Source organism: Polaribacter atrinae (genome assembly GCF_038023995.1).
In the GTDB taxonomy this organism is placed as follows: domain Bacteria; phylum Bacteroidota; class Bacteroidia; order Flavobacteriales; family Flavobacteriaceae; genus Polaribacter; species Polaribacter atrinae.
Window position 1 is genome coordinate 1,102,852 of record NZ_CP150660.1, and the last position, 12,523, is coordinate 1,115,374.

The following is a 12,523-nucleotide window of genomic DNA, read 5'->3' on the forward strand; positions in this document are numbered from 1 at the left end:
AAGAGCTGTTTTTTGCCAACGCTCGGAATAATATTAAATTTGAGAAAAAAGATTAAAACTTTATGAGCTTATTTCAGAACTCTGTTCTAAACAAATATTTAAAAGGATTGGAGTCCGAAAAAGTCAATCAAGCTTATGAGCGATTCACAAGCCATTTCCATAATCCGACCATTCAAGAAAATATCCGAAATTCCAAAGAGGAACAATATCAAGGCGAATTTCTAATTGACCTTTTTGTAAACGTATTTGGATACGTTAAAAACCCAACACCTGACTTTAATCTCACAACGGAATTAAAAAACATAAAAGGCTCTAAAAAAACTGATGGAGCAATTCTAAAAGGAGAAAAAGCACTCGCAGTAATTGAACTAAAAGGAACAAATACAACCGATTTAAGCAAAGTAGAAACCCAAGCTTTTGGCTATAAAAATAACCAACCAGGTTGTAAATATGTTATTACTTCCAACTTTGAGAAGTTGCGTTTTTACATTGACAATGCAGTAGATTTTGAAGAATTTAATCTTTTTCAACTCACAAAAGAACGTTTTGACATTCTTTGGCTTTGTCTTTCATCAGAATATCTTTTAAAAGACATTCCCAAAAAGATTAAAGACGAATCCCTAACCCAAGAGGAGAATATTACCAAAAAATTATACAAAGATTACGCTTCTTTCAGAAACGAGATTTTTGATGCAATACAAAATGAAAATCCTGAATACGACAAGCTTACTTTATTCAAGAAAACACAAAAACTACTTGACCGTTTTTTATTCATCTTCTTTGCAGAAGACAGATTATTACTTCCACCAAATTCTATTCGTTCAATTGTAAACCAATGGACAGATTTGAAAGACAAATACGATGAGTATTTTCCTTTGTACGACCGATTTAAAAAGTATTTCGGTTATATGAACACAGGACACAAAGGACAACAACACAACATTTTTGCATACAATGGTGGGCTTTTTGCACCAGACGAGATTTTAGATAACATCAAAATAAACGATGATTTACTTTACAAACACACAGTTAATTTAAGCAACTATGATTTTGAAAGTGAAGTAAGTGTAAACATTCTTGGACACATTTTTGAACATTCGTTAAACGACATTGACGAAATTCAAGCAGAAATACAAGGAGTAGAAACAGAACAAAGCAAAACCAAACGTAAAAAAGATGGAGTTTTCTACACACCAAAATATATTACAAAATACATTGTAGATAAAACCATTGGTAAACTATGTGAGGAAAAGAAAACCAAACTTGACATACAAGAAGCCGAATACGAGAAAGAACGTAGAGGAAGACAAAAAGCCACATTAAAAAAACTAACTCAAAAATTAGAAGATTATAGAAATTGGTTACTACAAATTACAATTTGCGACCCAGCTTGTGGTAGTGGTGCATTTTTAAACCAAGCGTTAGAATTTTTAATTGCAGAACACCAATATATTGATGAATTGCAAGCCAAATTGTTTGGAGATGCAATGATATTGAGTGAGGTTGAGAATGCGATTTTGGAAAATAATATTTACGGTGTAGATATTAATGAAGAAAGTGTAGAAATAGCAAAACTTTCACTTTGGTTACGAACTGCACAAAAAGGCAGAAAATTAACCTCATTAAATAACAATATAAAATGTGGCAACAGTTTAATAGATGACCCAATATTCGCAGGAGACAAAGCCTTTAATTGGCAAAATGAATTTCCAGAGGTTTTTTCAAAAGGTGGTTTTGATGTTATTATTGGTAATCCACCTTACGTAGATATTAAAGGTTTAGATAATGATTTAGTTAAGGTATTATTCAATACTTATAAGACAACTGAAAATAGAATTAATCTCTATTCAATATTTATAGAAAAAGGTTATGATTTAGTCAAAAAGGATGGATTTTTATCCTTTATAAACCCTAATTCAATACTTGTTAACTCATCATATACAAAGATTAGAAAATTGTTATTGGATGATATGACAAGAATAGTAAAACTACCTGATGATGTTTTTGAAGATGCAACAGTCGAAACGATAATTTTTGAATTTAGAAAAGATTACTCAAATGACAAAGTCAATACAATTGTTTACAATAAAAGTGAAAAAATAAGTTATGTTGATGATTTGAGAACAAAAGAAATTTCAAAAGCAAATTGGAAACAAAATGAAAATTGGAACTTCAACATTTACGTAAGTCCAGAACAATTTGAGCTTTTACAAAAAATCCCTTCTAATTCTGTAGAGTTAGAAACGATTGCTGATTTTACTTTAGGAATAACACCTTATGACAAATATAGAGGTCATTCACAAGAAATTATTAAATCAAGAGCGTTTCATTCAAAAACAAAAGATAGCGATATATATAAGCCATTAATAAGTGGTGGTAATATTGAACGATATTATGTTTCAGATGAAATAACGGAATATATTAAATATGGCGATTGGCTTGGAGCACCAAGAGACGAAAGGTTTTTCAAATCACCTCGTATTTTAATTCGACAGATAGTATCGGGAAAACCACCAAGAATATATGCAGGATATACAGATAAATCTCTTTATTATACTCAAATTGGATTTGGAGTTATACCAAATCCTGAAACAATTAGCGTAAAATCTTTGTTAGCTTTGATTAATTCTAACTTAATCAACTTTTATCACAAGTATTCATTTCTTGACTTGGAAAAAGAACTTTTTCAAAAAATACTAATTGCCAACTGTAAAAAGTTCCCTATTTCAAACAGATTGCTTAAAGAACCCAATCTTTTCAATCAAATAATTGAAAAAATGATTGAATTAAAAGAACAAGAAAATTTATTGATTAATAACTTTATTGAGTTATTCGAGTCCAAATTATCCATCAATAAACCTTCAAAGAAACTTCAAAATTGGAATATATTAGATTTTGGCAGTCTATTAAAAGAGTTTAAAAAATTAAAAGTAAAATTGAGTTTAGAAGAAGAAGCTGAATGGATGCAGTATTTTAAAGGACAAAAGCAAAAAGCGGAAATAGTAAAAACTGAAATTGAAAAAACCGAAATAGAAATTGACCAAATGGTTTATGAATTGTATGGATTATCGGAAAATGAAATTAAAATAGTAGAAAATGCCAACGCATAAGCCATACACATTTGCAATTCGCTTCGGCCACCACATAAGTCAAAAATTGCAAAAGAGTATGTCTTGCCAACGCTCAATTCAGAACTAAATAACAAACATCGGAAAACCAAGCAGAACGCAAAAACACTACACACAACAACGTGTATAAAACATAGCTATTACAGGCTTTCCGAGAGGTTTTTGCTTATTTATTAAGTCCGCCAAATTTTTATTTTTGTATATTTAGAATTTAAAAGATAAATAGAAAAAATAAAAATTCGGCTAGTGCTAAATCCGAAAAGTTAGCGTTTATTTATACGCTACGTTTCATACACAAGACCGTTGTATTTAATATCGGAGACTTTTGGAATTTTCAACCCACTTTATCGAATATTCAAGAATTTTTTGTGGAGAAGTTTAACGGTTTTGACTTTGGAATTTTAAGACTCAAACTGAACGATTGAAATCGTTGAGAGTTTACTCTCAAAACATTGAAACGTTTTTCAGTTTGAAGATAGTTAAAAAATTTGAGAAAGTCAAGTAAGATCCTACTTCTCTTGTAATTAACTTGAATATTCTTTCACTCTAAGACGTTCCATATAAAAAGCATATAAAACATATTAGAGCGAAAAACTGAATTGAAAACCAATCTATGTAGCGTCTTCGAGACTACGTATTTTTTAATATTTTTAAGAGAAGTTCACAATAATTCATTAGAAGAAGTAGGCTCTAGAATATCCAGAGGAATAATTATGGAAAATACTAAACACAACAGCCTATATAAAAAATAGCTACATCAGTTATTATTTAAAAAAATTCTGTATTTTTAAAAGCCAATAGAATGCCTACAGAAAATATAGCTTAAAATGATCGCTACTTTCCATATAGGCAAACGTTGGCAATAATTTAGCAACGAACTCAAAATATTATTGTGAGAAACTTTAAAATTTAATAAATTCGTGAATAACTTCTTAAACAAAGAAAAACTATGATAGACTATAAATGCTTTGGTCCAGACGATGATTTTGACGAAGAAACTGCAACACCAAGAGAAAAAGCTCAACAGTGGTGGGGAGATCCTGATGTGAATCCTAATACAGGAAGAAGAGATGACGATTAAGTTCAGAGAATGCACTAAAGAAGATTTCATCAGTTTCAAAACAATGATGTCTTCTTTAGACTCTTCTCACAAAAAATTCTCTTCATCAATAAAAAATGTAATTGATAATGAAAGATATATTGAGCTGTTCTATAAAGCGTTGAACAGCGTAAATTTTTTTTTAACTTTTGCTGAACAGAACAATGAAATTATCGGTTTTTCTTACTCAAAAATAAATCACATAAAAAACAGTTATTTATTTAAAGATTGTTCTATTGGAGAAATTCAATATTTATATATTCAAAAAGAACATAGACTGAATCAAATTGGAAGACTATTATTAGAGAAAACCGAATTATCTCTAAAAGAACAGAATGTATCCGAAATTAGATTAAGAGTTTATTCATCCAATAATGAATCCTTCCCAGAGAAAGCAAATTACGAAGAAGATTATAAAGTCTTCCGAAAAAAAACTATTGCCAACACCGTGTATAATTAATGGCTAATTCTCGCCTACTTACGAAAATCCTCGCGGATTTTCTATTCGGTTTTTATTTGCTAAATTACGTGCTTAAACACGCCACTAATCATACACAAACACGTTGTAGCAAATTACAGAATGAAAACAATTAAAGTAGATTTAGACTTTTTAGAATTTATAAAAACTGGAAAATTTGGTTTTATTAAGCTTGGAGAAAATAAAACTGAAATTGAAAGTCAAGGTTTACCAGCTGAAAATTGGATTAATGGAAAATCTAAAGAAAATTCAAGAATATGGAGATATGGAAATATTGAATTTCATTTTAATGAAAAAAATGAATTAATTCAAATTTTCAATGATTATATATCTGAAATTAATGGTGGAGAAAGTTTCTTTATTTCAGACTTTTGGATTTTTCCAAATAATGGAGAAAAACCTAGCTTACTAAAAACAATGAAGGAATTAAATTTTTTGAATATAGATTTTATGAAAAAAACTTATGAAGTTGGAATTATTGAAATAAAACTTAAAAATGGAGTTTACTTTTCATTTTATGGAAATAAAGAAAACAAAACTGAAAGTCCAAATAATTGGAAAATGTGTGTAATCGGAAAAAAATAAACTTGCTACAACACCGTGTAATAAAAATTGCTTAATTTTAGCTTAACCAAAAGTTGTTGCTTTTTTATTCACTTCTATTTTCCTGTGGAAAATAGCCGTTCACAAAAATCGCAACTTTCAATACACAACAACGTTGCCAACAAGCTAAAAAAACCGAACTAATTACCAAATTGGTAACTTTTTTATTATATTTGCGTCAAACAATTATAATGTGAGAGTAATCGCAAAACGAACTTTACGAGATTTTTGGGAAAAACACGCTGATTGTGAAGAACAATTAAAATCGTGGTATAGAGAAACTGAAAAATCCGAATGGAAAAATATTAACGAATTAAAAAGTGAATATCCGAGTGCTAGTATTTTAAAAGACAATCGAATTGTTTACAATATAAAAGGTAATAATTATCGTTTGATTGTAAAATTTAATTTTGAATACGGAATATGCTGGATAAGGTTTATCGGAACTCACGCTGAATATGATAAAATTGACGCAAATAATATCTAATTATGAAAATATTACCAATTAGAAACGAAAAAGACTATCAAAACGCACTCAACAGACTTGAGGAAATTTTTGATGCAAAAAAAGGAACGGAAGATGGAGACGAATTGGAAATCTTGTCAATTTTGATTGATAGATATGAAAATGAACAATTCCCAATCGGAATGCCTGACCCAATCGAAGCAATTAAATTCCGAATGGAACAAATGGGAATGAAACAAAAGGATTTAGCAGAAGTTGTTGGATTTAAAAGTAGAGTTAGCGAAATTTTAAATAAAAAAAGAAAACTGACTCTAGATATGATTAGAAAACTCAACACTACTCTACATATTCCTACTGAAGTTTTAATTCAAGATTATTAATTGAAAAAAGCCAGTTGGCAACACCGTATATAATTTATTGCTGGCTTCTCGCCTACTTACGAAAGTCCTCGCGGACTTTCTTCGTCGGTAATTATTTACTAAATTAGTTGCTTAAACCACGCAACAAACCATATACAAACACGTTGTGCGTAAGTTGCTCACTCAAATCTGAAAAATGATTTTGATACATAAATATTGAAAAATAAAAATATGAAAAAAGGATTTATCTATATATTATCAAATAATTCTCTGAAAGAAAATCTTTTGAAAATTGGAAAAACGGGAAAGGAAACATCAGATAGAACAAAACAATTATCATCATCAACAAGCATTCCTGAAAATTTTGAAATCGAAGATGAATTTGAATTTTCTGATATAAATTGGGCTGAAAGAAAAGTACATTCTATTCTCTCAAAATATCGCCCGAATAAAAGAAAGGAATTTTTTAATTGCGAAATAAGTATTGCAAAACAAGCAATAATTGAAATACAAATAGAAGATAAAAAAAGAGAGATTTCAACTTTAAAAAATGATTTAAAATCAGTTAAAGATATTTTGAGTAATTCAGAATTTTTGGAACATAAATGGAAAAATTTCTTTCAAAATCTAAATTGGAATTTTAAGGAAATTGACAGAAAAAAAGACTATTTACAGCCGAATTTTATTCTTGAAACTAAAAGTTGGGACATTGGACCAAAAGGAGAAATGGAAATTTCTAATACAGACTCTAAAATCTATGTTTGTCCAGAATTAACAAAAAACCCAGATAAAAAAAATCTTCCTTCCGAAATAAGTGAATTAATTGAGCAACCGAATGGAAACTCAAGATTAATATTTGTGAATAATCAACCAAAAGAAGAAATGACAGAAATCATCTTTGGTTGGGAATATATTCCTGAAAGTGAAAAATGGGAAAAAAGGAAATTTATAGAAACAGAAAACGAATTTGGACTTTTTGATGAAGATAGAACTTGGTTTGACTTTGTAAACGGAAAATCTGTTGAAAGAGATGGTTTATATCCAAACAAATCGGAAATAATGAAACTATGGAATGAATAAAACCTACGCACAACACCGTATAAAATTAATTGCTAGTTCTAGCCTACTTACGAAAGTCCTCGCGGACTTTCTATCTGTGATTTATTTGCTAACTTTAGTGCTTAAAACACGCAACTAATCTTATACAAACACGTTGGGCGTAAGCTAAAAATCAGAACGTTAAAACTTGACAAATGAGTAAAACAAGAATATTTACAACTCGAAAGTTAGAAAAAATAACGAAAGAATTTATATCTGAAAATGAGGAATTTAATAATGAATATTTAGGAGATTGGACTTCTACTCTATTTTATGTAAGTCATAAAAAATGTTGGTTATTAATCAATAAAATGACAAAATACCTTTTAATCTTACCGAATATAAAGAAAACTGACTTAAAAAATATATCTTCTATTTTTAAAGAGAATTTATTTGCTCAACTAACTTTTGACGGAATTGAAACAAGATATGAATTGGTGGAGAAAATAATCGGAGAAATTAAATTGCAGGAAACAAATAATGACAGAAGTACTAATGGTTCTTTAAATAACTGTTTGCTTTTTCTTGAGGATTGGAAATATGAATTTGGAGATTATGAAAATATGAACTTTAGAGATTTGAATGGCAGACTAAATAGTTCACCGAACAAAATGTTGAATTGGAAATATCCAAAAGAAAAAATGAATGAAATGATAAATAATTACGAAAAAAAATCATTTTTAGAAAAAAACAGAATTGTACTTTAAAACAGGAAAGAATTGAAAGATTTAGAATAACAAAATAGAATTTGAAAAAAAGTTGAACAAAAAAGCCTACGCCCAACACCATATATAATTTATTGCTGGCTTTTTGCTTACTTACGAAAATCCTCGCGGATTTTCTATTCAGTTTTTATTTACTAAATTAGGTGCTAAATCACGCAACAAACCATATATAAACACGTTGTATTTAATATCGGAGACTTTTGGAATTTTCAACCCACTTTATCGAATATTCAAGAATTTTTTGTGGAGAAGTTTAACGGTTTTGACTTTGGAATTTTAAGACTCAAACTGAACGATTGAAATCGTTGAGAGTTTACTCTCAAAACATTGAAACGTTTTTCAGTTTGAAGATAGTTAAAAAATTTGAGAAAGTCAAGTAAGATCCTACTTCTCTTGTAATTAACTTGAATATTCTTTCACTCTAAGACGTTCCATATAAAAAGCATATAAAACATATTAGAGCGAAAAACTGAATTGAAAACCAATCTATGTAGCGTCTTCGAGACTACGTATTTTTTAATATTTTTAAGAGAAGTTCACAATAATTCATTAGAAGAAGTAGGCTCTAGAATATCCAGAGGAATAATTATGGAAAATACTAAACACAACAGCCTATATAAAAAATAGCTACATCAGTTATTATTTAAAAAAATTCTGTATTTTTAAAAGCCAATAGAATGCCTACAGAAAATATAGCTTAAAATGATCGCTACTTTCCATATAGGCAAACGTTGCCCACAATATGAAAAAAACTTTGAGAACTACATTTACACTTGGAATTTTATTAATTGGAATTACTGTTTTTGGACAAGATTTCGGATTTGATATTCATAATATTTCGCTGAATGAATATGTCCAAATGGAAGAAAATTTAAAAAGTAAAAGAATCCCAACAACTTCAAATCACGTTTCATTTAGTGGAGATGCTCAACCGATTAAATACAAAAGAACTGAAAAGAAAATAGCGGACTTAATAACTTACTATTACTTTAAAGAAAAAGACTCAACAATGAGTTCTGTGCTTTACGAATGGGATGTTTCTAACTTTGTAAAGAAAGATAACAATCAAAAACCTAAAAAATATCAAAAAGCATTTATTTCAAAATATAAAGGTCTTAAAGAAAAAATTTCATCCGAATTTGGAGAACCAAAAACAAAGAGAAATTATTCTAATATTAGTCGATTAGATTCCATAAATACGTTTGTAGAAAGTTCAACTTGGAAACCGAATGATAGTACAGAAATTGAAATGTATGCAACTATTTCTAACTATTACGAAAAAAGAGGTGCAAGCACAATAAATCCAGTTCATCGAATAAGACTTTACGTAAGAAATCAAGCTAACGAAAAGGAAAAAGAAATTCCAAAACTTGACGAGAAAAAGTTGGCTGAATTGGAAAAAATAAAGACTGACTTTTTTACCGCTTTAAAAGAAAAAGATATATCAAAATCAAAAGAATTTTTATCGGACTTAATACTTGAAAAAGTTACTGACGAGCAATTAAATCTATTAATCGACAACATAGATTTTGAGAGAAAAACTGAATTAATTCACAGCGGAATCCAAATGGGACTTAATGGCAGTATGTTTACATTACTTCAGTATAAATATTCAGATGACAGTTCAAGTCCGCCAAATGAAATGATTAAACTGATTTTTGACGACAAAGATAAAGTTGTAGGAATTCAGCCGATTAAAATGCAAGGGAAAATTAAGGAATAAAATACTGTGGGCAACAACGTATATAATTTATAGCTTGGTCTGTTCTTACTCACGAAAAGCCTCTCGGCTTTTCTATTTTCGGTATTTATTTGCTAAATTACAGGCAGAAACACGCTACAAATCATATACAAGACCGTTGTAAAACATTAAAAACCAATACATCTATAATAAAACAAATAGACTTATAGATAAGTAGGTGATATAAAAGAAAAAGGAACATGAAAAAAGAAGAAGAAAAAAGAAAAAAGAAGAAGAAAAAATAACAGAAAACAGAATAGATAGATTAAATTCAATATCTAAAAAAATAAAAGAATACGAAGGAAAAGAATCAAATTTAGTTAAAGTTGAATTTTTAATAAAAGATGAAATAAAAAACGAAGAACTAAAAGAGAACGATAAGAATCATATTGAAAACTTGCAAAGCTTATTAGACTATGAATTAATGAAGTGTAACACATCTAAAAAGACAAAAAATAAATCCCATTTAAAAGAAGATTATGGGTATTTAATAAATAGATTTGAAAGATTAGTTAATAAATTTATTGATAAAAAGAAAAACCCTTAATACTAACTATAAAAATCTAAGTGGCAGTATCTCATAAACTGTGTAAGTTTTAAAATCTCAGGTTAAATATTAATCTGAGATTTTTTTATTCATTAATTTTAACTTTTACACACTTATGAAACCAGAAGATTTATTAAACGAAGACTTTTTAAAACAATTCAAGAATGCACCAGAGCTAACATCCTTTTTAGAACAGTTGCACAAACGTGGTATTGAGAAGTTACTAGAAGGGGAACTAGATGCCCATTTAGACTACGATAAGCACAAAAAAAGTAAAGCAGCCAACCTTCGAAATGGTTACACTAAAAAGAAATTAAAATCCGTTTTAGGAGAAACAGAGATTCAAGTTCCTCGAGACCGTGATAGTTCTTTTAATCCTTTAATTGTAAAGAAAAGAGAAAGTACAACAGAAGGCATCGAAAATATTATTATATCGCTTTATGCCAAAGGCATGAGTAACAGTGATATTGAAGAACAAATACGTGAGCTGTACGATTTTAATATTTCTACATCCACTATTTCAAGGATTACAGATAAGATTACAGAAGATGTTATTGCTTGGCGGAACAGGCCTTTGGAGGCCACTTACCTAATTGTTTGGATGGATGGCATCGTATTTAAAGTTAGGGAAAACTCTAAAGTCATAAACAAGACTATTTATATTGCAGTAGGCCTGAGAACAGATGGCAAAAAGGAAGTCCTAGGATTATGGTTAGGTAAAAATGAATCTTCAGCCTTTTGGATGAGTGTTTTAACCGATATTAAAGCTCGAGGAACTCAAGATATACTTATCACAGCTACCGATAATTTAAATGGATTTACGGATACTATTAAAACTATTTTTCCGAAATCAACGACTCAAATTTGTGTTGTGCATCAAATAAGAAATTCGTGTCGTTACGTGGTCTGGAAGGACAAAAAGGAATTTACTCGTGACATGAAGCAAATCTATACTGCTCCTACAAAAGAAGCTGCCAAAGCTGCTTTAAATGACTTCAAAACTAAATGGGATTCTAAATATTCTTACGCCATTAAAAGTTGGGAAAATAATTGGGATGAGCTTACAGTATTCTTTGATTTTCCTATTGAAATAAGAACCATAATCTACACCACAAATCTTATAGAAAACCTAAATGGAAAGATACGGAAATACACAAAAAACAAACTCTCGTTTCCAACCGATGAAGCAGTTATGAAATCCGTGTTTTTAGCTTTGAGAGAAAGCACTAAAAAATGGACCATGCCAATCAGAAATTGGGGAGTGATACTAAATCAATTTTTAGCTATATTTGAAAACAGGATTAAGTTATAAATAACCTAACCCTGAAATTTTGAACTTACACACTTTTTAGGATAGTGTCATCTAAGTCTTGACTATTTTCAAATAAAAATTTTAATTCAGTTATATTGTTTACTGTATAACATTTACATACCAAAAAATGACATAATGAATCTTTCTTTTCGGAAACTACTGATATCGTAACTTTATTACTCACAGAAATAATCACCTCAATTCTATATTCAATTTTGTTATTTTTAGATTTAGGAATTGTTATTTTAGAGTAAAAACTAGACCCTGTTTCTTTTTTGTAAAGAAAATTAAAGTTATTTTCTAATAAATAAGTTTTAATAAAAGAATCAGACATAACAATTAGAAATTTAACGTTTCACAACACCGTATATAATTTATTTTTATCTATAGCTTATCTAAAAAACTACATCTTAAAACATACTAAGTATTGTATTTATATATTTATGCTAATCCAATACAAAACAAATCATATACAATCAACGTTAGGCACAATTAGATAACAACTATGGCATCTGCATTTTGGACTTTAGAAGATGGAAGAGGATTCGCAAGACGTTGGTCTGGAATGGCCTATATGTTGGAGCTAATAACAAATGAATTAAAACACATTGCAGGAGCAGAAGATTTTTACAATTACTTGGAATGGTTTGTTATTAGAGAAGAAAAAGGAGATGAATATAATGGCTTCGGTGGATTTATTAGAAATGATGAGAACATTATGTTTGACATTGATTTAAGGACATTCACACCAGCTAATAGAGCTTATTTTTGGGGAGCAACTCAAAAAGCATTAATAAAGTTAATAAAGCAAAAAGACGAAAAAAATGAAGGTATCATTTTCCTCTTGACCACTTTACTTGATATGCATAAGAGAATCAAAAAAGGAGAAGACCCAATGGAATTAAATCATATGAATAATATTGAATCTGAACCGACTGAAAAACTTGGACCAGGTTGGAAATAAAAT

General features: G+C 29.2%; 11 protein-coding genes. All 11 read left to right on the forward strand.

Annotated elements, in window-relative coordinates; all coding sequences use genetic code 11:
* The first annotated feature begins 62 nt into the window (after nucleotides 1-62).
* The 11 genes from WG945_RS04725 to WG945_RS04775 all read left to right on the forward strand — a co-directional run bounded on the left by WG945_RS04725 (nucleotide 63) and on the right by WG945_RS04775 (nucleotide 12,520).
* Entirely contained in the window at nucleotides 63-3,110 is a 3,048-nt protein-coding gene (locus WG945_RS04725; protein ID WP_068453052.1) for an Eco57I restriction-modification methylase domain-containing protein, read from the forward strand.
* 967 nt (nucleotides 3,111-4,077) lie between these two features.
* Nucleotides 4,078-4,209: a hypothetical protein gene (locus WG945_RS04730; protein WP_262501978.1), complete on the forward strand. Its 132-nt coding sequence runs from the start codon at nucleotides 4,078-4,080 to the stop codon at nucleotides 4,207-4,209.
* The gene (locus WG945_RS04735; RefSeq protein ID WP_082864327.1) at nucleotides 4,199-4,687 is read left to right on the forward strand and encodes a GNAT family N-acetyltransferase; all 489 of its coding nucleotides are present in this window, start codon (nucleotides 4,199-4,201) and stop codon (nucleotides 4,685-4,687) included. The genes WG945_RS04730 and WG945_RS04735 overlap by 11 nt, the downstream gene beginning before the upstream one ends.
* 120 nt (nucleotides 4,688-4,807) lie before the next feature.
* Complete coding sequence (locus WG945_RS04740) at nucleotides 4,808-5,290, forward strand: hypothetical protein (protein WP_068453058.1); 483 nt, start codon at nucleotides 4,808-4,810, stop codon at nucleotides 5,288-5,290.
* Nucleotides 5,291-5,501: 211 nt separating this feature from the next.
* Nucleotides 5,502-5,795 (forward strand): type II toxin-antitoxin system HigB family toxin, encoded by a 294-nt coding sequence (locus WG945_RS04745; protein ID WP_068449008.1) that lies wholly within the window; start codon nucleotides 5,502-5,504, stop codon nucleotides 5,793-5,795.
* 2 nt (nucleotides 5,796-5,797) lie between these two features.
* Complete coding sequence (locus WG945_RS04750) at nucleotides 5,798-6,154, forward strand: helix-turn-helix domain-containing protein (protein ID WP_068449010.1); 357 nt, start codon at nucleotides 5,798-5,800, stop codon at nucleotides 6,152-6,154.
* Between the two features lie 210 nt (nucleotides 6,155-6,364).
* Nucleotides 6,365-7,213, forward strand: coding sequence for a GIY-YIG nuclease family protein (locus WG945_RS04755; protein WP_068448514.1), 849 nt, complete (start codon nucleotides 6,365-6,367; stop codon nucleotides 7,211-7,213).
* Nucleotides 7,214-7,386: 173 nt separating this feature from the next.
* Nucleotides 7,387-7,938 carry a DUF6933 domain-containing protein gene (locus WG945_RS04760; protein WP_068452251.1) on the forward strand — a complete coding sequence of 184 codons (552 nt, stop codon included), beginning with the start codon at nucleotides 7,387-7,389 and terminating at the stop codon, nucleotides 7,936-7,938.
* A gap of 760 nt (nucleotides 7,939-8,698) precedes the next feature.
* Nucleotides 8,699-9,679 (forward strand): hypothetical protein, encoded by a 981-nt coding sequence (locus WG945_RS04765; RefSeq protein ID WP_068448997.1) that lies wholly within the window; start codon nucleotides 8,699-8,701, stop codon nucleotides 9,677-9,679.
* A 680-nt stretch (nucleotides 9,680-10,359) separates the two neighbouring features.
* Nucleotides 10,360-11,556, forward strand: coding sequence for an IS256 family transposase (locus WG945_RS04770; protein WP_038527458.1), 1,197 nt, complete (start codon nucleotides 10,360-10,362; stop codon nucleotides 11,554-11,556).
* Nucleotides 11,557-12,061: 505 nt separating this feature from the next.
* Nucleotides 12,062-12,520: a hypothetical protein gene (locus WG945_RS04775; protein WP_068450965.1), complete on the forward strand. Its 459-nt coding sequence runs from the start codon at nucleotides 12,062-12,064 to the stop codon at nucleotides 12,518-12,520.
* Nucleotides 12,521-12,523: the final 3 nt, after the last annotated feature.

Bases quoted from the DNA above. Each gene is read 5' to 3' on its own strand.
- WG945_RS04725 (WP_068453052.1), top strand. From the start codon at position 63: ATGAGCTTATTTCAGAACTCTGTTCTAAACAAATATTTAAAAGGATTG.
- WG945_RS04730 (WP_262501978.1), top strand. From the start codon at position 4,078: ATGATAGACTATAAATGCTTTGGTCCAGACGATGATTTTGACGAAGAA.
- WG945_RS04735 (WP_082864327.1), top strand. From the start codon at position 4,199: ATGACGATTAAGTTCAGAGAATGCACTAAAGAAGATTTCATCAGTTTC.
- WG945_RS04740 (WP_068453058.1), top strand. From the start codon at position 4,808: ATGAAAACAATTAAAGTAGATTTAGACTTTTTAGAATTTATAAAAACT.
- WG945_RS04750 (WP_068449010.1), top strand. From the start codon at position 5,798: ATGAAAATATTACCAATTAGAAACGAAAAAGACTATCAAAACGCACTC.
- WG945_RS04755 (WP_068448514.1), top strand. From the start codon at position 6,365: ATGAAAAAAGGATTTATCTATATATTATCAAATAATTCTCTGAAAGAA.
- WG945_RS04760 (WP_068452251.1), top strand. From the start codon at position 7,387: ATGAGTAAAACAAGAATATTTACAACTCGAAAGTTAGAAAAAATAACG.
- WG945_RS04765 (WP_068448997.1), top strand. From the start codon at position 8,699: ATGAAAAAAACTTTGAGAACTACATTTACACTTGGAATTTTATTAATT.
- WG945_RS04770 (WP_038527458.1), top strand. From the start codon at position 10,360: ATGAAACCAGAAGATTTATTAAACGAAGACTTTTTAAAACAATTCAAG.
- WG945_RS04775 (WP_068450965.1), top strand. From the start codon at position 12,062: ATGGCATCTGCATTTTGGACTTTAGAAGATGGAAGAGGATTCGCAAGA.